The sequence below is a fragment of the Wenyingzhuangia heitensis genome (assembly GCF_011762155.1).
Lineage (GTDB): Bacteria > Bacteroidota > Bacteroidia > Flavobacteriales > Flavobacteriaceae > Wenyingzhuangia > Wenyingzhuangia heitensis.
In genome coordinates, this window is record NZ_JAASQL010000001.1 from 178,090 (window position 1) to 201,532 (window position 23,443).

Genomic DNA, 23,443 nt, shown 5'->3' on the forward strand with positions numbered 1-23,443 from the left:
GATTGTCTAAAATAAACAATCTCTATCAATTACAGGTCTAATACTTTTAGTCTTTTAAAACCGTATTGGCTATTTTTATTTCTTTAGCAAAAACATCAATATCTACTTTTTTCTGAACCATTTCTACAGCTTTTTTAACCACCTGCTCATGAGTTGGCAATGGAAAACCTAACCCTACTGCTAATTTTTCTAGTAATTTTACAGACAAATCATAAGATTCTTTATCTACCAACAACATATCTGTAAGCTTAAACAAACGCTCTATTCTTTCTTCGTAATTAGACGGAGGATTGATAGGGTATTGCTCAGGTTTTCTGATGATACTCCTATATGCCAAATCACTAATATTTAATTCTTCTTTAACCTTTTTTATCAATTTAATTTCGTCTCTATTTAGCTTTCCGTTAGATTTTGCAATCTTTACAATGTTTGCTAAATGACCTCTATTTTTCTTTTGTGTTCCGCTTAGGAAAATATTTAATATAGACATAATTATTGTTGTTTTATGATGTTGTTTCTTAAAAATAAGTTTTTAAACTCACTTTTACAACTCCAAAAAACATACCACCTTAAAAAAAGCACTAACCTCTAAACAAAAAGAACTTTTGTTTAATCCCCTCTAACTCTGAGTTTTTATTGTCTGATATATAAGAAACAGCCTTAGTAGTAAACTCCAATCCTTTAGCGGTTAAACTAATAATTTCGTTCTCAATTTCAATCATATTATTTTGCATTGCCAGCTTTACTACTTTTTTTGCTCTTTGCTGACTCCAATTTATGTGTTCCTGTAAATGATTGATATTTCTTTCTTTTTCCTCTTCATGATTGGCAATATGCAACATAAAAACCAACATAGCCACCTCTGTTTTTTGTTGTTTGATTTTATACCATTGAGAAAAATAACCTTTACCAGGAGCAAACAGATATACCAAAAAGAAAATAAGTCCTAAAACAGTAGCAATAGTTCCTGCAATAGAAGCATCTATAGCATGTGCCAGCCAATAACCTGTAACGGATGCAAAAACACCAACCAAAGAAGCCCCTAATAATAACTTTTTTAAATTGGTTGTTAACAAATACACACAAGCAGCAGGTACAATCATAAAAGCAACTACTAACACAGCTCCAATAGCATCAAAAGCTCCCACTGTTGTTACCGATGAAATGGTCATTAACCCATAATGAATTCCTATGGGAGTAAAACCTAAAGAGGCTGCCAAGCCAGCATCAAAAGTAGCTACTTTCAACTCTTTGTAAAACAACACTAATAAACATATAGTTACACTTAAAATAGTTCCAATCATCCAAAGTGACTTGGGTCCCATATCTGTTCCGTTATACACCCATCTATCAAAAGGAGCAAAAGCCACTTCTCCTAACAACACTGCATCTACATCTAAATGAACATCTCCCGCGTTTCTAGCAATCAAAATAACACCAACACTAAACAAAGAAGGAAACACCAAACCAATGGCCGTATCTTCTTTTACCAATCCTGTTTTCTGAATGTATTCTACCAATACAACGGTTAACACACCTGTTAAAGTTGCCATTAATATCAACATAGGCGATGCCAAATCTTGTGTCATAAAAAAGCCTATTACAATACCTGGCAAAATAGAATGACTGATAGCATCACTAATCAAAGCCATTTTTCTCAACACCAAAAACACACCTGGCAACGCACAAGCAATGGCTACCAAACTTAAAATAATCTGTATTTCTAACTGTGCACTGGTCATAGTTCTTGACTGTATAAGTTTTTAGCAACCAAAAATCCTTTTTCTGTTAAAGACCAATTGCTTTTGTTTAATAAAATTAAATCTTCGGCCTGCAGCCTTTTTAGACTTTTACGGGTATATCCTTGAAAATTATTTAACATTTGTATTTTATGAGGATGTGAAATATTTTCATGTGTTTTTACAATATCATACATAAAAGACAAGGTCTTCATTAACTTTAAATCGTTCCTGTTTTTCCACAATTTAATCTGCTTAAACAACAAACCTCTAATTGGCGAAAACACAAAAGAAAACACCACAAACAATGTTGCAATAAGGACAATTACCGGTCCTGTAGATAAATTATTAGCACTAGCACTTACTGCAGTTCCTAACACTCCAGACACTGCTCCAAACAAGCCTGCCAACAAAACCATTTTAGCCAAACTATTAGTCCATTGCCTTGCAGCTGCAGCTGGTGCCAATAACATAGCACTCATTAAAACTACACCTACAGTTTGCAATCCCATTACAATAGCAATTACAATAAAAGAAGTAATAAGTGTGTCTATAAATTTTACATTAAAGCCTAATGTTTTGGTATAATCAGCATCAAACAAAACCATTTTAAACTCTTTCCAAAAAAGGAGCACTACTAACAAAGCAATGGTAGCAATGGTAGACATTAACCAAACATCACTTGCTAAAAGTGTAGCCGCTTGTCCAAATAAATATTTTTCTAATCCCGATTGGTTTGCATTGGGCAATTTCTGAATATAGGTAAGTAACAGCATTCCAAAACCAAAAAAAGTAGACAACACAATTCCCAATGCAGTGTCCGATTTTAAATGTGTTTTAGATATAATTCCTTTGATAAAAATAGCCGCTATCAAACCACTTAACAATGCACCTAACAAAAGACCGTTGTTGTTTTTAACACCCAATACCAAAAACACAATGGCAATACCTGGTAACGATGCATGAGAAATCGCATCTCCCAACAAGCTTTGTTTTCTTAACACAGCAAAACTACCTAACATACCGCAAACAGCTCCTAAAACAGCGGTTCCAAGAGTAATAATTTGTAAGGTATAATCTACCATTAATAAATCTAGATATTCTTTTATCATAACTTTCCTTCGGTAATACTTGTCTTGTAGTTTATTCCGTAAGTTTTGGTCAAATTATCATCATTAAAAATTTGAGCTACAGGACCTGTTGCAATTTTTTTAACATTTAAAAAAGTTACCCAATCAAAGTATTCTGGTACAGTTTGCAAATCATGATGCACCACAATTACCGTTTTTCCTGCTTTTCTTAATTCTTTTAAAATCTGAATAATCGCTTTTTCTGTAGTCGCATCTACTCCCTGAAAAGGTTCATCCATAAAATAAATAGCTGCGTTTTGCACCAAGGCTCTGGCTAAGAAAATACGCTGTTGCTGCCCTCCAGACAATTGAGAAATTTGTCGGTTCTGAAAAGGCAACATTCCTACTTTTTCCAAGGCTTCTAAAGCCAATTTTTTCTCTTTTTGCCCTGGTCTCTTTATCCAACCTAAAGAACCATACGTTCCCATCATCACCACATCCAAAGCCGTGGTAGGAAAATCCCAATCTACACTTCCTTTTTGAGGAACATAAGCCACTAAATCTCGTTGTTTTTTATAAGGCTTTCCATATACAGTTACAGATCCTGCCAAAGGTTTTATAATATCTAAAATAGATTTTAACAAAGTCGATTTTCCTGCTCCGTTAGGCCCTACAATAGCCATTAAGACTCCTTCAGGAATTTGCAAATCAATATCCCACAAAACAGGTTTGTAATTATATGCTACCGTTAAATCATCTATAGCAATAGCTATTTTTGGAATTTCATCATCCATAATTATCTTTCTTTTGGGTGTTTCCTTTCAGGTCGTGCTTTCCTTACTCGCTTTTAAAAACTCTCGACTCCGCTCGAGCACCTTTAAAGAGCTCAAACAGGCCAGTCAATCACTAACACAATTTATAAAAGAATTTAATATTCATAGGGGCTTCTCAGTTCTCGACTCTACTGAAACAAATTCAGTATCAACAGCTCGAACACCATTACTAAAATTCTTAACTTCCCCTTACTTCAACGCATCCACAATTGTATTCACGTTGTATTTAAACATTCCTATATATTTTCCTGTTTCTTCTGTTGGGTTTCCTAAAGCATCAGAGAATAACTCTCCTCCTATAATAACTTTTTGTCCCTTAGAATTTACCGATGCTTGCAAAGCCTCTACCGTTCTTTTAGGTACAGAACTTTCTACAAAAATGGCTTTTACTTTATTTTTAATAATATAATCAGAAATGCGTTGTACATCTTTTACCCCTGCTTCTGTAGCTGTAGATAAACCCTGCAGTCCCACAACTTCAAAATCAAACTCTTTTCCAAAGTAAGAAAATGCATCATGTGCTGTTACTAAAATTCTTTTCTCTATTGGCAACTCTGCTATTTTAGCCTCCATTTCATCTTTCAATGCTCTTAATTGCTTTACATAAGCAGTTCCGTTTTTTGTATAGATTGCTGTATTTTCAGGATCCTTTTTTATCAATTCATTCACTAACAACTCAGTAATACTTTTCCAATTATTTATAGAAAACCAAATATGTGGATCATGAGAACTTGCAAAAGCTTCTGAATTGATAATTTGTTCATGACTTAAAAAATCTCCCAAGGCAAGAGTTTGTTTCCCCATCTGATTCATTTTCTCAAAAACATCCACCAACTTTCCTTCTAAATGAAGTCCATTATATATAATTAAATCTGCCTGACTCAATTTAGTTACATCTCCTTCAGATGCTTTGTACAAATGCGGATCTACTCCTGCTCCCATAATTCCTTTTACCTCAATAGCATCTCCTCCTAAAACCTTAACCAAGTCCGTAATCATGGTAGTCGTAGTAACCACAGTAAATTTTTCATTTTCTGTTTTTTGTGCAGGTTTACAGGCCACAAACACAATAAACAATACCAACAGTAAACTTATTTTTTTCATTTTTTTAATCGTTTTGTTTTACATACAAATTGCTAGAAATTTGCTGTGATATAGATACTTTTTGTCCGTTAATTAACAACAACATAGAATTGTCAAAACTCTCCTTATAAAGCACCTGTATTTCTGCCCCCAATTTAATATCTGCATTGTCTAAATACTTTAAAAAAGCACTAGAACTGTCTTTTACTCCAACTATTTTACTTTCTTCTTTTTCTTTTAAAGCAGATAGAACTGTAATGTTTCTTTTGATAAAATTCCCGTCCTTATCTGGAATTGGGTCTCCGTGTGGATCGTACCTAGGAAACTCTAAAAAAGCATCCAATCCATCGGTTAATTTTCTAGACTTTACATGTTCTAACTGTTCTGCAACCTCGTGCACTTCATCCCATTGAAATCCTAAGTGACGTACCAAAAAAACCTCCCACAATCTATGTTTACGGATTACATGCACCGCAATTTCTTTTCCATTAGCAGTTAAAGAAACCCCTTGATATTTTATATAATTAACCAAATCTTTATCCGCCAATTTTTTAACCATGTCAGTAACTGATGATGGCTTGGTTTCTAATTTTTCAGCTATTTTATTAGTACTTACCGCTTTGTTGCTCACAACAAATAAACTATAAATAGCTTTTAGGTAATTTTCTTCTGTTTGTGATAAATCAAATTTCATTATTACAAATATATAAATTAAAACAACACACTGTCTTAAAATTATTTTTAGACAAGTCTAAAAATTTATGTAGGTTTGTAAAAAATAATATTACAAACACTAAAAAATATACAATGAAAACTATATGCTCTATAATTCTACTATTCAGTTTCTGGATTATAAATGCACAGCAATCTTTTTTAAAGGGAAAAGTTGAATCTAATGGAACTCCTGTTCTTGCAAATATTTCTATAAAAGGAATTAACAAAACTGTGGGTACAGATTTAGACGGAAACTATTCTTTACAAACAACTTTAGGAACACATGTTATTACAATAGCTGCAATTGGATACAAAGCTCAAGAAGTAGAATTAACTTTTACAGAAAATAAAATTCAAACAAAAAACTTTAATCTAAAAGAAGATATTTTAGGATTAGAAAAAGTAGTAGTTACCGCTACTAGAGGTTATTTAAACAGAAAAAAAACTCCAGTAATTGTTACTGTTACCGATGCTAAGATTTTAGAAGCTACACAAGCAGTGAGCTTGTCAGAAGGATTGAACTTTCAACCAGGATTACGAATGGAAACCAATTGTCAAAACTGTGGAACCTCCGAAGTAAAAATGAATGGTTTGGGCGGATCTTATTCTCAAATATTAATAGACAGTCGTCCTATTTTTAGTGCTTTAAATAGTGTTTACGGATTGGATCAAATTCCTGCCAACATCATCAAACAAATTGAAGTGGTTCGTGGTGGTGGTTCTGCTTTGTACGGATCAAATGCCATTGCAGGAACTATAAATATCATCACCAAAGACCCATCAGAAAACAGCTTTACTATTGGGAGTAATTTAGCGTTGATTGATGGAACTACTCAAGACAAAACTATCACTTTTAATGGAACCATAATTAACGAAGATTTTGACACTGGAATAGCTTTGTTTGGTATGAAACGTAACCGAGGTAGTTATGATGCCGACAACGATGGATTTACCGAAATTACAGAATTAGAAAACACCTCTTTTGGATTAAAAGCGTTTACTAGACCTACGGACAGAAAGAAAATTACAGCAGAATTTAATGCAAATAACGAGTACCGTAGAGGTGGAAACAATTTAAATGTATTGCCTTTTTTAGCCGATGTTACTGAGCAAATAGAATCTACCGTTGTTTCTGGAGGATTGACTTATGAATATTTAAGCCCAACTTTAAAAGACAATTATTCTGTATACGCATCTACTTCTGTCTCTAACAACAATAATTTCTATGGCGGTTTGGCAGGCAACACTGCTACTGATGAAAACATTAAAGAAAGTATTGAAGGTTTTGGAAACTCTAAAGACATCACTTTTGTAACAGGAACTCAATACGCTCACAAATTCGACCAGTTTTTAAACAACACTGGAACTTTTACAGGTGGAGTAGAATACAAATACAATGATATTGACGACCGTAAAGAAAACCCCGATTTTGAACCTATTTTACAAACCACACATATTTTAGGAATCTACGGTCAACAAGAATGGGTCGTAAATAATAGACTTAGATTTTTAGGAGGATTGAGAGGTGATATTCACAATTTAGCAGATGAATTTGTAGTGTTAAATCCAAGGGTAAATATTCTGTACAGCATCCATAAAAACTTACGATGGAGAACTAGTTACGCCAAAGGTTTTAGAGCTCCACAAATTTACGGAGAAGATGTACATGCAGGTTTGGCTGCAGGTGAAATTAGCAGAATTAGAAATGCTGATGGATTAAAATCGGAAACATCTCATAGCTTTTTAACCTCTTTGGACTGGACAAAAGAACTAGCTCATGGTGATTTTTCTTTGGTTACCGAAATATTTCATACTCAATTAAACAATGCTTTTGCTTTGGAACAAGGAACAGAAATAGCTCCAAATTCTGGAATATTCGAATGGATTAGAAGTAACTCGTCTGGTGCAAAAGTATATGGTGTTAATATAGAAGTAAAATATGCTCCCAACATACAATGGTTATTCCAAGCAGGAGCTACCATACAACGTTCTTTATACAATGATAAGGTGGAATGGTCTGAAGACGAACTAGACCAAGCTACAAGAGAATTTAACAAAACACCCAATGTATATGCCAATTTTGTGGCTACTTATGCTCCAACCAAAACTTTTCAGAACAACTTGTCTGGAGTATTTACAGGACCTATGCATGTGCAACATTTAGCCGGATTTATACCTAATGACAAACTAGAAAAGTCTCCTTCTTTTTTTGAATTGAATTGGAAATCATCGTATCAATTTTATTTAGACAATCATAAGCATACTTATTTTGAAGTTTCTGGCGGAATTCAAAATATATTCCACGCATATCAAAGTGATTTTGACCAAGGAGCAGACAGAGATGTAACTTATATTTACGGACCACAAAGACCAAGAACCTTCTTTTTAGGATTAAAATTTGGGATTTAAAACTCATCTAAAACTAAAAAACAGCGTAATTGTTACGCTGTTTTTTAGTTTTTACTCTTAGTTTCTAGACTTTCTTTAATTACTTTTTCTAATAACTTAGGTTCACTATTTGGGCCAATGGTTAGTAGTTTAGGTCCAGTAATAGGTTCTCCATTAAAGGGCCTTATAAAAACTTCTCCGTCTGGATTTCTTTCAAAATAAGTATACTCTTTTTCTTGTCCAATTATGGTGCATCCTTTTACTCTAAGGATACTTTTAGGTAATTTTTCACAAATTGTGTAAATACAATCCTTGCTAGGTAAACCAGGCAAATCAACAGAACACGAAGACCAATGTGCTTTTAAATGTTCTAATTTTTGAGCTGTATTTTCTGAAGGTGAAAGTTCCGGAAGCAACCTCACATCAATAGCATCCATGGTGATAATATTTGCAAAAGGGTTGATTTTTTTTAGTTCATCAATAACTAAACTTTGTCTGCTTTCTGTTATTTTTTCAAGATGAGTAAGTACAATTAATGAGGATACTTGAATTTGATTTGATTCCAATTCATTATGCTCTCCTCGTTTTTGCCAGTTTTTAACATCCACTACAGAGATTTGAATAGGTGGCAAAAAACGATCATTTAATCCAACCCCTAAAAACTCCATTAAAGAACAAGCATCAGAAGTTCCGTTTGCTTCTATCAAAGTAATTCCATTAACTCGCTCAGGAATACGATTCACATAATCTCTCAATTCATTAATCCCACTGCAACAAATACAGCTCCCCGTAAGTGCTTTAATATGCTTGATATCAACTTGCTTTAAAAACTGCTGTGCATCTAAATGCGCGTTTTCGTAATCATTTAATATGATAAAAGGACTCCATCCATTTTTAGAAAAACTATTGATTAAATATTTTAACAAAGTTGTTTTTCCTGCTCCTAAAAACCCAACAATTGTAATTATAGCTTCCATATTTTTATTTTTTCTTAGGTCTAAAAGGTTTTATCACCTCTTGATTACACTTTATAAAAGGTCCTTCCATAAGATCTATACAATACGGAATTGCAGGAAAAACAGCATCTAAACATTCTCTAATTGATTTTGGTTTTCCGGGTAAATTCAGAATCAAACTACTCCCTCTAAGACCTGCTGTTTGTCTAGACAGAATAGCTGTAGGTACGTATTTTAATGATTCTGCTCTCATTAATTCTCCAAAACCAGGCATCATTCTATCGCACACAGCCTCAGTAGCTTCGGGAGTTACGTCTCTTTTAGCAGGACCTGTACCTCCTGTAGTAATTACCAAACAACAATTTTGATGGTCTACGAGATCTACAATGGTTTCTTCAATTTTATCTTGCTCATCTGGAATTACATGGTAAACTTTTTCCCAAGTAGATTCTAAATATTCTTGTAACGTATCTATAATTGCTTTTCCACTTATGTCCTCATAAACTCCTGCACTTGCTCTATCACTTACCGTAATAATTCCTATTTTGATTGCTGACATCTTTATTTTTAAAATCAAATTACCTGTGGTTGCAATAATACACAAACACACCATCAACTGCAACAAAGATGCAACTAATGATGTGTTTTAAAATTAACTAATCCTATGTCTCATTTTTTTTAATGATGATGTTCTTCCCCACCAAAAGGACTAAATTTTATTCCTACAGAAAGAATAAATCCATCTGTAGGTGCATAAATTTCATTAAAAATAGGATTGCTATGAGTCCCCGAAACTTCACTAGAAAATTTACTTTGTCTTACATCTGTAAAGTTTTCAAAATTCACATAAGGACTTCCCCAAGAAAAATGTCTTTGCAACAAGAAACCAAACAACACATAATCGGTTGTTCTAGTACCATTAGACAAGTTTTGTTTTCCTGTATAATAAGTTTCAAAACCGGCTCGCCAAGTTTCATTTTCATACATAAAAACAGAACCCGAAGAATGTTTTGGAGTTAAACTCTTTTGTGGGTTTCCTGCTAAATAATTCAACGTTGTATTGTTATACGCATAGCTTAAAAACCACTTTAAATCTTTGTACGTAAATTTTATATTACTCTCCGCTCCTCTACTTAACACAAAGCCATTTGCATTTACAAACTGAGAAACATTGTTATTGTCTGTTTCTAGAACCAAAGCATCGTCAATTCCCGTAACATAAAATAATTGGTTCCAAGAGAAACCAATGTTTGGACTTAATTTGGTTTTATAATTTAGATCCCAATTTCCTCCATAAGAAGTTTCTGCATTCACTAAATCATTATCAATTTTTAAAACATTTTTAAAATTAATAGCTGCGGCTTCTTCAGAAAACATATCAGGTAACTTGTATCCTAAACCTCCTCCTAAACGGGTACTAAATTTTCTATTTTTGTTCCACAACAAAGAAACTCTAGGCAATACAAACACTCCGTAATTATAAGAATAATCAGCTCTTAACCCTGTTTCTAAAACAAATTGTTTGCTAAAATCGTGAGTGTTATTTACAAATGTCCCTAAGGTGTTTTTATTTTGGTTTCTATCACCCGAAATACGATCTTCATCAAAAGAGTTTTGATAATAATTAGTCCCTAATACCCAATCATTATTTTGTTGATGAATTTGATAATTTACTTCTGAAAAAACATCTAATTGACTTCCCGAAAAAACAAGATCTGAAGTCGTTAAAACTCTATCATAGTAAGAAACACTTTGTTTGATTGTTAGATTTTCATCCTCATTAAATTGATGTTCAAAAACCGCCTGAGTACTTCCTCTTTTAGACTCATTTATTTCTTTATAAGTATGCATTCCATTAACTCCATTATTTATAACAGATACATCTCCTCCTTTACGCTCATCAAAAGTAGCATTTAAGCCTAGCCAAAACTGAGTAGCTTTATTAGGATAATAAAATATTTTAGGATTAAAAGAAACTGTTCTTGTTTGTGGAAGATTGCTAAAATCATCGTTGTTAGGATCGTATATATTTTGATAATTTCCAGATCCATATAATGTATATCCTATTTTACCTTGTCTATCACTATAAAAAACATTGGCGGTACTACCCCCTACATGTGTTTGTGTTAGCAAAACATCTAAGGTAGCTTCATCTCCTGGAGTTTTAGACACCATATTGACCAAACCTGCAATGGCTCCACCACCATATAAAGTAGATGAACTTCCTTTGATAATTTCAAACTGAGCCAAATCTAAAGGAGGAATTTGCATCAAACTCAATCCGCCAGAAAAACCACCATACATAGGAAAACCATCTTTTAGTAATTGTGTATAACGACCATCTAATCCCTGAATCTTAATAGAAGTGTTTCCACTGCTTAAAGAAGTTTGTTGAATTTGAATTCCGTTACTTTCTCTAAGTACCATAGATATATTAGCTCCGTTCATCATAGCTTTTTCTCCCAATTCTTCTCCTCCAACAAATTCAATTCTTGTAGGTATGTCTTGAACCGTTCTGGTACTTCTTGATGCTTTTATAATAATACTCTCTAGTTCCTCATTACCTGCTTCTAAAACAACATTTACAAACTGTTCTTTACTTGTAATTTTTACTTTTTGCTGATAGGTTTCATATCCTAGAAAAGAGACTTTTAACAAATAATCTCCAACTGGGATAGTATTTAAAACAACTTCTCCATCTACATCTGTAATGTCTACAAAATTTGTTTTTTGTAACAAAACGGTAGCTCCTAAAACAGGTTCTTTATAAACAGCATCTATTACTTTAATTTTAAGCGTACTTTTTTGTGCAAATGCATTTGCACAGAACACAATGCTAAGCATTGCAATCCATATATTTAATTTCATATTTAAATTTTAATAAGTTTACATGTGCTGAAATACATCAGCATTAAGTTTTGAATGTAAACTATACTATTGGGGGCTCCCAAATACTATTAGAATAATAGCTTTTATAAAAAGATTTATACCCAAATACACGGGTAGAAAACAGTTCAATTTCTTTTAGTTCATCAAAAAAAATGACAGAAACCAATTGTACAGATGCTCCACAGCAAAGACAAATACAAAACGCAGAACAGTCATCTTGCGCATCCGAATTGTGAGAATGTGTGTCACCAACCTGCACGTATTTTTCATCTTCAGCATGAGGCTCCTTATCAGCACAAGGATTTAATGCTAACAAACAGATAAAGACCGCTAAAACAAAGGCTATTGCTCTCATACATTTGCAAAAATACATATTCTATTTAGAATAAAATCAAGCAAGGTAAAAAAGTAGTGTTTCGTATTTTTACATTGATAAATTTGTATTTTAGCTACCAATCAAAATAATTAAACACACACAGTCGATATGGCAAAAGAGACCAACGAAAAAGATGCTAAATTAAAAGCATTACAACTTACCTTAGATAAATTAGACAAAACTTATGGTAAAGGTGCTGTAATGAAAATGGGAGATATGGCAGTTCAGGATGTAGAAGTAATTCCTTCTGGATCTTTAGGTGTTGACTTAGCTTTGGGTGTTGGCGGATACCCTAGAGGTCGTATTATTGAAATTTACGGACCTGAATCTTCGGGTAAAACTACATTAACATTACACGCTATTGCAGAAGCACAAAAAGCAGGTGGTATTGCCGCTTTTATTGATGCAGAACATGCTTTTGATCGTTTTTATGCTGAAAATTTAGGAGTTGATATTGACAACTTAATTATTTCGCAACCAGATAACGGAGAACAAGCTTTGGAAATTGCTGAAAACTTGATTCGTTCTGGTGCTATTGATATTGTTGTAATTGACTCGGTAGCTGCCTTAACTCCAAAAAGTGAAATTGAAGGAGAAATGGGAGATTCTAAAATGGGATTACATGCCCGTTTAATGTCTCAGGCTTTGCGTAAATTAACAGGAACCATTAGTAAAACAAAGTGTACTGTAATATTTATTAACCAGTTACGTGAAAAAATTGGAGTAATGTTTGGTAACCCAGAAACAACTACTGGAGGTAACGCTTTAAAATTTTACGCTTCTGTTCGTATTGATATTAGAAGAAGAACACAATTAAAAGATGGTGACCAAGTAATTGGTAACGCAACCAAAGTAAAAGTTGTAAAAAACAAAGTGGCTCCACCTTTCCAACAAGCAGAATTTGACATTATGTATGGTGAAGGTATTTCTAAAGTGGGTGAAATTTTAGATATTGGTGTAAACTACGGAATTATTAAAAAGAGTGGTTCTTGGTTTAGCTACGGAGAAACCAAATTAGGGCAAGGTAGAGATGCTGTAAAAAGCTTAATTAAAGACAATCCTGAATTGGCTGAAGAATTAGAGGCTAAAATTATTGATGCCATTAAGAATCCAGAGGGAGAAGAATAAACCTCTTTTTCTTTATAAAACGTAAAAACCCGATAGTGTTTCTATCGGGTTTTTACGTTTTATAAATTGTCAGATCAAGTGCCCTAAACTTGTTTTAGAACGTATAAAGAAAGACAATTGAAAATGTTATTCTGAATACTAAAGTCTTCCAGAATTTCACTTCTTTTATTTTTTTTAAAAAAAATTAATTCTTTTTGGTTTTGTCTTCTAACTCTAATTTTTCTGCAAAATATTCGCAAAAATCTTTCATTGTTGCTGCCATTTTCTCATCGTTTGTCGCTCGTTCAAACGTATCTGCCATTTGCACTAGTGTTTGATGAAAGAAAACTTTCATTTCGTCTACAGGCATTTTTTTTGTCCACAATGGTAAATACAAAGCCTCTTTTTCTTTAGGGTCCCAAACAGAAATTAACGTTGCCTTAGAAGCATCTTTAGTAATTCCACCATCTGTTGCTGACCAGTGAATAGTTTCTGGAATTTTATTTTCATCCAACCCTATTTCAAACTCTATTTTTGATTTATGTGCTACTGCCATCTTCTTTATTTTTAATAAGGCAAAGGTAAAGAATTTGTTTTCTACAGCATTGTTACCAGACTCATTCTTAAAACATTTTAACCAACTTAGATTTATCAACCACACGGGTAACCTCATAAAAATAATTGGATTGCCATTTTTGAGTTGCCATAGCTTGTTTACTTGTTGGCAAATCCCAAAGAGAATATACTCTAAAAGCCCTTTTTCCTTCTCTTAGCTTAGTCGATATAATTCCTCTTTTTATCAATTCTGATTTTGGGAACATAAAAAAGCCTAATTGTTCTTGATTTTCTACACTTACAAAATAAAAATCAACAGTATCTTCTTCATAAAACGGCTCTATAACTCCCCTAAGATTTCGTTTGTAAAAAGTAACAAACTGCCCAATTTTCTTAGGTGTTTTTTTAGCCGTTCTATATTTAATGATACGACTCTCTAAAGTAAACTGACTCGCCTTGTATTCTTTACTTTCTTTTTCTTCAAAAAAATTGTCAAATTTTAGACCACAAGCATCAAACACCTTTAATTTGATTTTACACAGTAGAACATCCATTATTTTTTTGGTTTAAAACCAGATTGATTTAAAATTGTTTGTGCCTCTAATTCCATTAACTCTTGTGGTGTTTTTTGATGTTTGCTCATATATGCCTTTACAATTTGCAACCCAATGTATTTTCCTATTTGACCAGGAGAATCTTTATCTATAGACATGTAGAATTTAGAAAATGGAGCCACATCAACAAACCGTTGTTTTAACTTAGCATCATTACTATACAATAATTCATTTTTAATAAAATAACTCCACACAGGAGCTTCGTTTTTGGTAGCCCACTCCATTTTTGGATTTGTGTACCCTAACAAATATTTATCCGTTGTATTTGGAACAAACAATTGAGTTAGGTATAGTTTTTTTCCTTCAAAAATAATTTGTCCTAAAAAAGTTCTATCCCTACTAAATTTATATTTGGTTTCTATTAATTTTTTAGCCACATCAATGGCAATATAATCTGGTGTAAATGTTTCTGCCAAATACTCTGGATACCCACCATAAACTTCATGCTCTTTTCCTAAATACATATCTAAAGAAATTAACAATAAGTTGTTTGCATATAAGATTCTATCTTGATACGACACTCCCGTAATGTCTGTTACCACAACAGGTATTGGAAAATTATTATCATAATATTTTATATGCTTAAATAAAGAGATCAATTCTTTTTTTTGCTTTTTAAACGTAGGATATACATGCTTTACTTGCTTGTACAAAAATTGTTGAATGGTGTCTTGTTGTCTCTCCAAAATCAAACTATCAGACATTTGAGAAGGAAACATATAAGGATACTCTTCTTTTACATTAGATAGCTCATTAATACTACTTGTAAAAAAAGCATCGTGAAACATTGCAAATTTAACAGCAACTTTTACCTTGGCTATTTCTTCCTCTTTTTTATCTATTGATGTACAAGCAACTAGAATGCTAATTATAAAAGATAAGCCAATCCACTTTTTCATGCTGATTATATTTTGAGTAAATTTGTGTAACCACAAAATTAAGAAATAAGCAACATGGAAACTCAAAAGATCGCAGAACATATTATTGGCTGGTTAAAAAACTATGCAAATAAAGCAGGAGTTAAAGGATTTGTAGTAGGAGTATCTGGAGGAATAGACTCTGCAGTAACCTCAACTTTATGTGCCAGTACAGGACTACCAACAGTTTGTGTAGAAATGCCTATCCACCAACATCCAGATCAAGTAAACAGAGCTCAAGAACATATCACCCAATTAAAAGCTCGTTTTAACAATGTAAGTGATGAACGTATTGATTTAACAGAAAGTTTTGAAACCTTTAAAAAAGCAGTTCCAACTACAAGTAACCAAGCTATTTTAAACTTAACATTAGCCAATACAAGAGCAAGATTAAGAATGACATCTTTGTACTACATCGCTGGCCTACACAGTAGTTTAGTTGCAGGTACGGGGAATAAAGTAGAAGATTTTGGTGTCGGTTTTTACACAAAATATGGTGATGGTGGTGTAGATGTGAGCCCTATTGCAGATTTGGTTAAAAGCGAAGTTTTTGCTTTAGGAAAATATTTAGAAGTCCCTAGCGCTATACAAACCGCAGCTCCTACCGATGGATTGTTTGGAGATAGCAGAACAGACGAAGATCAATTAGGTGCTAGTTATGACGAATTAGAAATAGCTATGAAAGCACAAGAAGAAGGAAAAACTATAGATGATTTTACCGGTAGAGAAAAAGAAGTTTACGCTATTTACAGCAAGCTAAACAAAGCCAACCAACACAAAATGGAACCAATTCCTGTTTGTGAAATACCTAATAAATGGAAATAATAACTTTTAAAGAAAATCAGCTCTAAAATTGTAAATAGATTTAATATCTTTATCAAATACGGTAATAATTTTTTAATTTAAAAAAAGTAGATGGCAGAAAGTTTCGAAAAAAAAGAACGAGAAAAGAAAAAAGCAAAAAAACGTAAAGAAAAAGCACTCCGTAAGGAACAGCTAAAAGAGTCTGGTGTAAAAACCGCTGAATTCATGTACATGGGACCTGATGGGACATTGACTACAGAAAAGCCAGATCCTTCAATTATTAAAGAAGAAATATCGTTAAGCGATATTCATGTAAGTACTCCTAAAAAAGGAGATTTAGAACAAGAAGATCCTGTTAAAATAGGAATTGTAAACCATTTTAACACAGATAAAGGATATGGGTTTATTGATCAAAAAGAAACAGGAGAAAGTTTTTTTGTACACATAAACAATATTGAAGGAACAATTAAAGAAGGAAACAAAGTTTCTTTTGAAACAGAAAAAGGAGACAAAGGTTTGGTTGCTGTAAAAGTTAAATTATATGTTTCTTAAAATAGCTGATTAAACAATTATAAGTCAACAAAAAACTTTTGCGATATTTCGCAAAAGTTTTTTTCTTTTTTAAAAACTTTTTAAAGTTTTAAGGGTCAAAGCAAACACATATCATATAAAAGTAAATCTTATGACCTTTTTATTCCAAAAACACACTATTGCTCTTAGCTGCATAATACTATTTATTGGTAGCTCTTTGTTTGCTCAACAAAATTTTCAAGGAAAAGCCTATTATTTTTCTAACACAAGCATGGATATGAGTAGGTTTGACAATCCTGACTTTAGTGAAGAACAAAAAAAACGAATTATGGATCGTATGAAAAGTATGTTTCAAAAGAAGTTTATTTTATCATTCAACCAAACAGAATCTTTATATAAAAAAGAAGAAAAATTAGAAGCCCCTACACAAGGTGGTGGTGGCGGAAATCGTTTTGGTGCTATGATGAGTGGTGCTACTGATGGCGATCGTTATAAAAACATTCAGACTCAAAAAATGTTAAAAGATGCTGAATTGCTAGGTAAAGCATTCTTAATTAGTGATCCTTTAGAAAAATTAGAATGGAAAATGACAGGTGAAACTAAAAACATTGGTCAATACACTTGTTTTAAAGCTACAGCCAAAAGAGTAGTTACAAATACAGGAACTCCTGGTCCACCACCTAGAGGAAATAAAAAAGAAGAAGAGTCCCAAATTAAAGAAAAAGAAATTATTGTTACCGCTTGGTACACTATGCAAATTCCTGTAAGTCACGGACCTGACGTTTACTGGGGACTTCCTGGTTTAATTTTAGAAATTAGCGCAGATAACACTACTATTTTATGTTCTAAAATTGTATTAAATCCTGTAGAGTCTATCAAAATTAAAAAACCTACAAAAGGAAAAAAGGTATCTGAGAAGGAATATGCAAAAATATCTTTAGAAAAATTCACCGAAATGAGAGAAAATTTCAGAAGAGGTAGAGGACAAAATTCTGACAGAAGAAGATAAATCCATGAAAAAATCAATTTTATTCCTAATGCTGATCGTAACAGCAATAGGGTTTTCTCAGGTAAAAGTAGAAGGTATTGTAACAGATAGTTTACAACAACCCATGGTACTGGCCAATATAGTTGCCATCAATCAAACCACCAAAATTTTGGACTCTTACAGCATGACTAATGATGAGGGATTTTATAAGCTAAACCTAAAACCCAATACTTTATACATGCTTCAAGTCAGTTATATTGGAATGAAAACAAAAGAGTTTTCACTATCAACCAAAGAAACAAACTTAAATCAAAATGTGGTTTTAGAGGCAGACAATCAATTAGACGAAGTAGAATTGGTATACGAAATGCCTGTACAAATTAAAGGAGATACTTTAATTTACAATGCTGATTCGTTTTCTAACAAAACAGACAGAAAGCTAGGTGATGTATTAAAAAAACTACCTGGTGTAGAAGTAAATGATGATGGCGAAATTGAGGTAGATGGAATTGCCGTTCGTAAAATAATGGTAGAAGGAAAAGACTTTTTTGATGGCGATTCTAAATTGGCTACACAAAACATTCCTTCGGATGCTTTAGATAAAATTGAAGTTTTAAAAAATTACGATGAAGTTAGTCAGCTTAAAAACGTTCGTAACAACGATGAGAGTATTGCTATTAACATCCGTTTAAAAGAAGGGAAAAAGAACTTTTGGTTTGGAGACGTTACAGTAGGAGCTGGTTTAGACGATCGTTTTTTAATTCGTCCAAAATTATTTTATTACAACCCAAAATACAGTGTTAATATAATCACAGACCTAAACAACATTGGAGAAGTTCCCTTTACACGTAGAGATTATTTTAAATTTACAGGAGGATTTAGAGGTTCTAACAGAAATAGCGGGACCGAATTTAGTGTAGAATCTACTGATATTGGTTTTTTAACCCTACAAAACAACAAAGCAAAATCTATTGATGCTAAGTTTGCTGCCGGAAACTTTAACTATTCGCCTAGCAAAACATGGGATTTAAGTGGGTTTGCTATTTACTCAGGAAATAAAACTGACATCTCTCAAAATAGTTCTAAAAACTATGCAGAAGGGTTTAACCAACCAGACGAAACCACACAAAGTAATACAACGCAAAAATCAGATTTAGGACTGTTCAAGATAAGCTCTAAATACATTCCAAACAGTAGTAATCATTTAGATATTGACTTATTTGCTAAAATATCTAAACAAGATGAATACAACGATTTTTATTCTTCTGTACTACAAAATATAGATGAAAATCAGGCACAAAACCCATTTACCTTAAATCAAAACTTAAACTATTACCACACCTTAAACGAGAAAAATATTTTTGCTGTAGAAGTTCAAAACTTAATTCAAGATGAAGATCCTTTTTATCAAGCCATTTTAGAAAGCAACAACGATGTCTTTAAATTCTCTGAGGTTTTAGGGTTAAATAATTCTCAAATCAACTACAACTTACAACAAAACAAACGCGTTAAAACTACTAAGCTAGATGCAAAAGCAGATTATTGGTATGTACTAAACGACAAAAGCAATATTAATGTTACTTTGGGAGGAATGACGAGTACTCAACGTTTTAACTCTGAAATTTTTCAAGTACTAGATAATGGAGACAAATATATTTTAGACAATACTCAAAACAATATTTCTGTAACCAATGATGTTACTTATCATTTAAAAGATGCATATGCCGGTTTATTATATACATTAAAAACTGGAATATTTACTTTTAGACCTGGTCTTTCTGTTCATTTGTACGATACACAAAACACACAAATAGGAATAGACACTCAAGAAACATTTGTACGTTTTTTACCTTCATTCAATACGCTGATTCAGCTAAAAAAATCAGAAACTTTAACCATTGATTACACCATGAAAAACACATTTACAGATGTAAATCAATTGGCTGAAGGATTTGTTTTTAACAATTACAACTCCTTGTTTTCTGGAAATAAAGAATTAGAAAACTCACTAACTCACAATGTTAGTTTGCGTTTTTTTAGTATGAATATGTTTAACTATACCAATATTTTTGCAAGATTAAATTATAGCAAACGTATAGATCAAATAAGAAACAACACAACCCCTTTAAACGGAAGTACCAACCAAACCTCTAGCCCATTTAACTCTAATTTTGACGATGAATCTATTAGCTTAAATGGTCGTGTAGAAAAAACACTTTGGGACATTAAAGGAAGTTTGGGAGCTAATGTATCATACAGTAAATTCAATCAATTTATTCAAGATCAAGTAAATGTAAACGAGTCTTTAACACAAACCTACAATACTAAGTTTAACACCAATTTTGACAAAGCCCCAAATTTTGAAGTTGGATACAGTGTAAAAATAAACCAATACAACCAAGGTACTGGAGACACTACTTTTTATACCCACAGTCCGTTTATTAACATGGATGCTTATTTTTGGGATGGATTTTTATTTACTACAGATTACACGTATTCTAACTACCAAAATCAGGACAGAACGTTAAACAAATACAATTTTTTAGATGCTAGCTTATCGTATCAAAAAGAAGATAGTAAATGGGAATATAAATTGTCTGCCACCAACCTGCTTAACAACAAATCTTTAAACACAGACAATATTAACAGCTCTTACACCAGTACTAGCGAATATTTTGTACAACCCAGATATGTGGTATTTAGCGTAAAATACAATTTATAACAACATAATTATACCCCTTATCCATAAGCCCTTCTTAATTTTTTAAGAGGGCTTTATTTTTTATTATTCACCAACAATAGGTATACGTTGGTAAGATTTTCTGTATTTAGAAGGAGATACCTGCATGTGTTTTTGGAACTGCCTATGAAAAAAAGTAAGATTGTTGTATCCCACTTTGTATCCAATTTCTGAAATAGACAAATCGGTATCTATTAACATTTTACAGGCAATACTAATTTTGTATTCGTTTAAAAACGTAAAAAAAGAACTATGAAACGTCTTTTTAAAAAATCTAGAAAACGTATCACTACTCATATTCATCACTTCCGAAATATCATCTACCGTAATTTTATTTAAGTAATTTTCTTTTAAATAATCATAAACCACATTAATTCTCTCGCTCTCTTTATAAGACAAACTATTGGTGAAATTAGGACCTGCCAACAGCTCAAACTGACTAGAAAGAGCTAGTTTTTGTAATACCTGCATAAAAAGAATTAAGCGTTCAAACGGAGGCAATTCAACCATTTTTAACAACATAGGTTTTATCTCACAAGCCAACTCTTTATCAAACCTAATTCCTCTCTGAGCTCTTTTTAACAAGTCTTTTATAAACTTAATTTCTTTTTTATCTAGCCAGTTTTTCAATAAGTCTTCTTGCCACTGAATCACAATACATTTTACATCTTCAGTTTGTTCTCCAATAGTTTTCCAACAATGAGGCAAATTTGCTCCCACCATTACCAAATCATCATTATCAAAAGTTTCCATACTATTCCCAACATACCTCACTCCCGTACTTTTAACAATATAAGTCAACTCATACTCTTCATGAAAATGCCAAGCTGCAGGAAACTCCTTATCTTCAAATAAAACAGCTCTAAAAGAACTTCCTTGTGAGGGAATAATGTTATGATATTTTGCTTTCATTTATTGATGTTATTCTTTTAAAAGTATATCTTTTTGTATTAAAAACTAACAAATAAAACAGTAAATAACAAAATAGTGTACAATTATAGTTGTATTGTGTCAATAGTGTTACCTAACAATAGATATTTTTGTTATAAATATAAATGATTCTATAATAAACTACTAAAATCGCAAACCATGTCTAAAGACATTACCATTAGAAATGCCAAAATATACAAGGCTATTGCTCCTTTAAAAAAACCAATATCGGATGCAACACATACCATTACAGAAATTTCTTTTCTAGTATTAAGAATACAGTTAGAAAATGGAATTATTGGTGAATCTTACTTGTTATCTTTTCAATATTCTCCCAACGCAATTGCAGGAGCATTAAAAGATGCCATTCCACATATTGTTGGACACAAAACCAACGAAATGGGAGTTGTTTATGATAAATTAGACGATTTGGCTGAGTATTTTGGAAATCAAGGAATCAATCGTTGGGCACAAGCTGCTGTTAACATTGCTATGTGGGATGCTTGGGGAAAAACCTTAAATCAACCCGTTCATAAAATTTTAGGAGTACATAAAGAAAAAGTTTCTATTTACGGAAGCGGTGGATGGATTTCTTACTCTATTGATGAACTAATTGAAGAAGTTACTGGCTATGCAGATCGTGGATTTAAAGCCGTAAAAATAAAAGTAGGTTCTCCTAAAGTAGAAACTGATTTAGAACGTTTGCGTTTGGTTAGAGATGCCGTAGGAAACAAAGTAGACATTATGATGGATGCCAATCAAGGAATGGATTTACCATCAGCAATGAAATTAGCTACTGCTGCCAAAGAATTAAACATCAACTGGTTTGAAGAACCTGTAAACCATCAAAACTTTCAAGCATTTGAACTTTTAAAAACACAAGCAGGAATCTCTTTAGCCATGGGAGAACGCGAGTTTGATACGTTACCGTTGCGTGAATTGGCAACAAGAAATGCTTTAGATATTTGGCAACCCGATATTTTAAGAATTGGTGGGGTAGAAAAATGGAGAGAAAGTGCTGCATTGGCTCAAAGCTTTAACATTCCTGTACTACCACATTATTACAAAGATTATGATGTGCCCTTATTGTGTACTATTTCTAACGGTGTGGGTGCTGAATCTTTTGATTGGGTAGATCCGTTAATAGACAATCCAATGGTGATTCAAAATGGTTTTGCCAAACCTCACGACAGACCGGGTTGGGGATTCAGTTTTATAGATGATAAATTAACCGAAATTAAATTCTAATGAGCTTAAACGTATTTTCCTTAAAAGGACAAAGAGCTTTGGTTACTGGAGGTGGAACCGGAATTGGTTTAGGAATTTCCAAAGCCATTATAGAAGCTGGTGCCAAAGTAGTGATTACAGGTCGTAGAGAAGAAGTACTAAAAGAAGCTGTAGCTCAATTGGGTGAAAATGCTACGTATCGTGTGAATGATATTACCATTAGAACCGAAATTCCTGCATTGGTAGAAAGCATTGAAACAAAAGAAGGACCTATTGATATTTTGGTAAACAATGCCGGAATACACCACAAAGCTTGGGCTCAAGACACCACCGATGATGATTTTGAACGCATTGTTCAAACCAACTTAATTAGTGTATTTTCTTTAACCAGAGAATGTGCTAAATACATGCTAAAACGTAAAAAAGGAAGCGTGATTATGATTGGTTCTATGGCAGGTTTATTTGGAATAGATAGAGTAATCGCTTATAGTGCTTCTAAAACAGCCTTAACAGGATTGGTGAATGGTTTAACGGCAGAATATGCAAAAGATAATGTACGAGTAAATGCCATTGCCCCAGGTTGGATTACCTCTAACATGTTTTTAAATGCCGTGAATAAAGATCAGGCTCGTAAACAACAAATTACCAACCGTATTGCGATGGATCATTTTGGAACTACAGAAGATATTGGGAATGCTGCTGTCTTTTTAAGTTCAGAAGGTGCAAAATACATTACAGGTGTTATTCTTCCTGTAGATGGTGGAGCCACCGTAAATTTTTAGACTCAATTAGATATTCTAAAAGGGTGTTCGAGCGGAGTCGAGAACCAACAACCTAAACGAAATCTAAGTTAACTAATTAATAATCAGATACTAGCATCTCGACTCCGCTCGATGACCAGTAGCTATCTAAGACATAACTATACAGTGTCCGAACGTCCCGAAATTTCGGGAGAGAACCAAGAGCTAATAGCTAAAAAAAA

The 23,443-nt window shown here is 32.9% G+C and carries 22 protein-coding genes; 8 read left to right on the forward strand and 14 right to left on the reverse strand.

Annotation, left to right across the window (positions count from 1 at the left end):
* Positions 1-46 precede the first annotated feature (46 nt).
* From FHR24_RS00815 to FHR24_RS00840, 6 genes are all read right to left on the reverse strand, one after another.
* The gene (locus FHR24_RS00815; RefSeq protein ID WP_167182472.1) at positions 47-490 is read right to left on the reverse strand and encodes a TerB family tellurite resistance protein; all 444 of its coding nucleotides are present in this window, start codon (positions 488-490) and stop codon (positions 47-49) included.
* 91 nt (positions 491-581) lie between these two features.
* The gene (locus FHR24_RS00820) at positions 582-1,742 is read right to left on the reverse strand and encodes a metal ABC transporter permease (protein WP_167182475.1); all 1,161 of its coding nucleotides are present in this window, start codon (positions 1,740-1,742) and stop codon (positions 582-584) included.
* Entirely contained in the window at positions 1,739-2,851 is a 1,113-nt protein-coding gene (locus FHR24_RS00825) for a metal ABC transporter permease (RefSeq protein ID WP_243846480.1), read from the reverse strand. Before FHR24_RS00825 ends, FHR24_RS00820 begins: the two co-directional genes overlap by 4 nt.
* Positions 2,848-3,603, reverse strand: a complete 756-nt coding sequence (locus tag FHR24_RS00830) for a metal ABC transporter ATP-binding protein (protein WP_167182478.1) — start codon at positions 3,601-3,603, stop codon at positions 2,848-2,850. The genes FHR24_RS00825 and FHR24_RS00830 overlap by 4 nt, the downstream gene beginning before the upstream one ends.
* A gap of 228 nt (positions 3,604-3,831) precedes the next feature.
* The gene (locus FHR24_RS00835; protein WP_167182481.1) at positions 3,832-4,746 is read right to left on the reverse strand and encodes a metal ABC transporter solute-binding protein, Zn/Mn family; all 915 of its coding nucleotides are present in this window, start codon (positions 4,744-4,746) and stop codon (positions 3,832-3,834) included.
* Positions 4,747-4,750: 4 nt separating this feature from the next.
* Positions 4,751-5,419: a metal-dependent transcriptional regulator gene (locus FHR24_RS00840; protein WP_167182484.1), complete on the reverse strand. Its 669-nt coding sequence runs from the start codon at positions 5,417-5,419 to the stop codon at positions 4,751-4,753.
* Positions 5,420-5,532: 113 nt separating this feature from the next.
* Here FHR24_RS00840 and FHR24_RS00845 point away from each other — a divergent pair, with 113 nt between their 5' ends.
* Positions 5,533-7,848: a TonB-dependent receptor gene (locus tag FHR24_RS00845; protein ID WP_167182487.1), complete on the forward strand. Its 2,316-nt coding sequence runs from the start codon at positions 5,533-5,535 to the stop codon at positions 7,846-7,848.
* A gap of 44 nt (positions 7,849-7,892) precedes the next feature.
* On the opposite strand, the gene FHR24_RS00850 is transcribed toward FHR24_RS00845, so the two are convergent.
* From FHR24_RS00850 to FHR24_RS00865, 4 genes are all read right to left on the reverse strand, one after another.
* The gene (locus FHR24_RS00850; protein ID WP_167182490.1) at positions 7,893-8,804 is read right to left on the reverse strand and encodes a GTP-binding protein; all 912 of its coding nucleotides are present in this window, start codon (positions 8,802-8,804) and stop codon (positions 7,893-7,895) included.
* Positions 8,805-8,808: 4 nt separating this feature from the next.
* Positions 8,809-9,342 (reverse strand): molybdopterin adenylyltransferase, encoded by a 534-nt coding sequence (gene mog / locus FHR24_RS00855; protein ID WP_167182493.1) that lies wholly within the window; start codon positions 9,340-9,342, stop codon positions 8,809-8,811.
* Positions 9,343-9,461: 119 nt separating this feature from the next.
* Positions 9,462-11,651 carry a TonB-dependent receptor gene (locus FHR24_RS00860; protein ID WP_167182496.1) on the reverse strand — a complete coding sequence of 730 codons (2,190 nt, stop codon included), beginning with the start codon at positions 11,649-11,651 and terminating at the stop codon, positions 9,462-9,464.
* A gap of 61 nt (positions 11,652-11,712) precedes the next feature.
* Positions 11,713-12,027 (reverse strand): DUF6660 family protein, encoded by a 315-nt coding sequence (locus tag FHR24_RS00865; protein WP_167182499.1) that lies wholly within the window; start codon positions 12,025-12,027, stop codon positions 11,713-11,715.
* Between the two features lie 129 nt (positions 12,028-12,156).
* On the opposite strand from FHR24_RS00865, the gene recA reads away from it, so the two are divergent.
* Positions 12,157-13,176 carry a recombinase RecA gene (gene recA / locus FHR24_RS00870; protein ID WP_167182502.1) on the forward strand — a complete coding sequence of 340 codons (1,020 nt, stop codon included), beginning with the start codon at positions 12,157-12,159 and terminating at the stop codon, positions 13,174-13,176.
* A gap of 184 nt (positions 13,177-13,360) precedes the next feature.
* Here the strand turns inward: recA and gldC are convergent, their stop codons facing one another.
* The 3 genes from gldC to gldB form a co-directional block, all read right to left on the reverse strand.
* On the reverse strand, positions 13,361-13,711 hold the full coding sequence (gene gldC / locus FHR24_RS00875) for a gliding motility protein GldC (protein ID WP_167182505.1): 351 nt from the start codon (positions 13,709-13,711) through the stop codon (positions 13,361-13,363).
* Between the two features lie 67 nt (positions 13,712-13,778).
* Complete coding sequence (locus tag FHR24_RS00880; protein WP_167182508.1) at positions 13,779-14,264, reverse strand: MepB family protein; 486 nt, start codon at positions 14,262-14,264, stop codon at positions 13,779-13,781.
* Positions 14,264-15,223, reverse strand: a complete 960-nt coding sequence (gldB, locus tag FHR24_RS00885) for a gliding motility lipoprotein GldB (RefSeq protein WP_167182511.1) — start codon at positions 15,221-15,223, stop codon at positions 14,264-14,266. Before gldB ends, FHR24_RS00880 begins: the two co-directional genes overlap by 1 nt.
* 54 nt (positions 15,224-15,277) lie before the next feature.
* Here gldB and nadE point away from each other — a divergent pair, with 54 nt between their 5' ends.
* The 4 genes from nadE to FHR24_RS00905 all read left to right on the forward strand — a co-directional run bounded on the left by nadE (position 15,278) and on the right by FHR24_RS00905 (position 20,286).
* Complete coding sequence (nadE, locus tag FHR24_RS00890; RefSeq protein WP_167182514.1) at positions 15,278-16,066, forward strand: NAD(+) synthase; 789 nt, start codon at positions 15,278-15,280, stop codon at positions 16,064-16,066.
* Positions 16,067-16,156: 90 nt separating this feature from the next.
* Positions 16,157-16,597 carry a cold-shock protein gene (locus FHR24_RS00895; RefSeq protein ID WP_167182517.1) on the forward strand — a complete coding sequence of 147 codons (441 nt, stop codon included), beginning with the start codon at positions 16,157-16,159 and terminating at the stop codon, positions 16,595-16,597.
* A 130-nt stretch (positions 16,598-16,727) separates the two neighbouring features.
* Entirely contained in the window at positions 16,728-17,585 is an 858-nt protein-coding gene (locus FHR24_RS00900; protein WP_167182519.1) for a GLPGLI family protein, read from the forward strand.
* 4 nt (positions 17,586-17,589) lie between these two features.
* Positions 17,590-20,286, forward strand: a complete 2,697-nt coding sequence (locus FHR24_RS00905) for a TonB-dependent receptor (protein ID WP_167182522.1) — start codon at positions 17,590-17,592, stop codon at positions 20,284-20,286.
* A 63-nt stretch (positions 20,287-20,349) separates the two neighbouring features.
* Here the strand turns inward: FHR24_RS00905 and FHR24_RS00910 are convergent, their stop codons facing one another.
* Complete coding sequence (locus FHR24_RS00910) at positions 20,350-21,216, reverse strand: AraC family transcriptional regulator (RefSeq protein ID WP_167182525.1); 867 nt, start codon at positions 21,214-21,216, stop codon at positions 20,350-20,352.
* A gap of 177 nt (positions 21,217-21,393) precedes the next feature.
* On the opposite strand from FHR24_RS00910, the gene FHR24_RS00915 reads away from it, so the two are divergent.
* Positions 21,394-22,482: a mandelate racemase/muconate lactonizing enzyme family protein gene (locus tag FHR24_RS00915; protein WP_167182528.1), complete on the forward strand. Its 1,089-nt coding sequence runs from the start codon at positions 21,394-21,396 to the stop codon at positions 22,480-22,482.
* Entirely contained in the window at positions 22,482-23,243 is a 762-nt protein-coding gene (locus tag FHR24_RS00920; RefSeq protein ID WP_167182531.1) for an SDR family NAD(P)-dependent oxidoreductase, read from the forward strand. The genes FHR24_RS00915 and FHR24_RS00920 overlap by 1 nt, the downstream gene beginning before the upstream one ends.
* Positions 23,244-23,443: the final 200 nt, after the last annotated feature.

What these genes read in the sequence shown, in the direction of transcription:
- FHR24_RS00815 (WP_167182472.1), bottom strand. Translation starts at nt 490, where the DNA reads ATGTCTATATTAAATATTTTCCTAAGCGGAACACAAAAGAAAAATAGA.
- FHR24_RS00835 (WP_167182481.1), bottom strand. Translation starts at nt 4,746, where the DNA reads ATGAAAAAAATAAGTTTACTGTTGGTATTGTTTATTGTGTTTGTGGCC.
- recA (WP_167182502.1), top strand. Translation starts at nt 12,157, where the DNA reads ATGGCAAAAGAGACCAACGAAAAAGATGCTAAATTAAAAGCATTACAA.
- FHR24_RS00845 (WP_167182487.1), top strand. Translation starts at nt 5,533, where the DNA reads ATGAAAACTATATGCTCTATAATTCTACTATTCAGTTTCTGGATTATA.
- FHR24_RS00825 (WP_243846480.1), bottom strand. Translation starts at nt 2,851, where the DNA reads ATGATAAAAGAATATCTAGATTTATTAATGGTAGATTATACCTTACAA.
- FHR24_RS00900 (WP_167182519.1), top strand. Translation starts at nt 16,728, where the DNA reads ATGACCTTTTTATTCCAAAAACACACTATTGCTCTTAGCTGCATAATA.
- FHR24_RS00920 (WP_167182531.1), top strand. Translation starts at nt 22,482, where the DNA reads ATGAGCTTAAACGTATTTTCCTTAAAAGGACAAAGAGCTTTGGTTACT.
- mog (WP_167182493.1), bottom strand. Translation starts at nt 9,342, where the DNA reads ATGTCAGCAATCAAAATAGGAATTATTACGGTAAGTGATAGAGCAAGT.
- FHR24_RS00905 (WP_167182522.1), top strand. Translation starts at nt 17,590, where the DNA reads ATGAAAAAATCAATTTTATTCCTAATGCTGATCGTAACAGCAATAGGG.
- FHR24_RS00830 (WP_167182478.1), bottom strand. Translation starts at nt 3,603, where the DNA reads ATGGATGATGAAATTCCAAAAATAGCTATTGCTATAGATGATTTAACG.
- nadE (WP_167182514.1), top strand. Translation starts at nt 15,278, where the DNA reads ATGGAAACTCAAAAGATCGCAGAACATATTATTGGCTGGTTAAAAAAC.
- FHR24_RS00915 (WP_167182528.1), top strand. Translation starts at nt 21,394, where the DNA reads ATGTCTAAAGACATTACCATTAGAAATGCCAAAATATACAAGGCTATT.
- FHR24_RS00865 (WP_167182499.1), bottom strand. Translation starts at nt 12,027, where the DNA reads ATGAGAGCAATAGCCTTTGTTTTAGCGGTCTTTATCTGTTTGTTAGCA.
- FHR24_RS00860 (WP_167182496.1), bottom strand. Translation starts at nt 11,651, where the DNA reads ATGAAATTAAATATATGGATTGCAATGCTTAGCATTGTGTTCTGTGCA.
- FHR24_RS00840 (WP_167182484.1), bottom strand. Translation starts at nt 5,419, where the DNA reads ATGAAATTTGATTTATCACAAACAGAAGAAAATTACCTAAAAGCTATT.
- gldC (WP_167182505.1), bottom strand. Translation starts at nt 13,711, where the DNA reads ATGGCAGTAGCACATAAATCAAAAATAGAGTTTGAAATAGGGTTGGAT.
- FHR24_RS00895 (WP_167182517.1), top strand. Translation starts at nt 16,157, where the DNA reads ATGGCAGAAAGTTTCGAAAAAAAAGAACGAGAAAAGAAAAAAGCAAAA.
- FHR24_RS00820 (WP_167182475.1), bottom strand. Translation starts at nt 1,742, where the DNA reads ATGACCAGTGCACAGTTAGAAATACAGATTATTTTAAGTTTGGTAGCC.
- FHR24_RS00880 (WP_167182508.1), bottom strand. Translation starts at nt 14,264, where the DNA reads ATGGATGTTCTACTGTGTAAAATCAAATTAAAGGTGTTTGATGCTTGT.
- gldB (WP_167182511.1), bottom strand. Translation starts at nt 15,223, where the DNA reads ATGAAAAAGTGGATTGGCTTATCTTTTATAATTAGCATTCTAGTTGCT.
- FHR24_RS00850 (WP_167182490.1), bottom strand. Translation starts at nt 8,804, where the DNA reads ATGGAAGCTATAATTACAATTGTTGGGTTTTTAGGAGCAGGAAAAACA.
- FHR24_RS00910 (WP_167182525.1), bottom strand. Translation starts at nt 21,216, where the DNA reads ATGAAAGCAAAATATCATAACATTATTCCCTCACAAGGAAGTTCTTTT.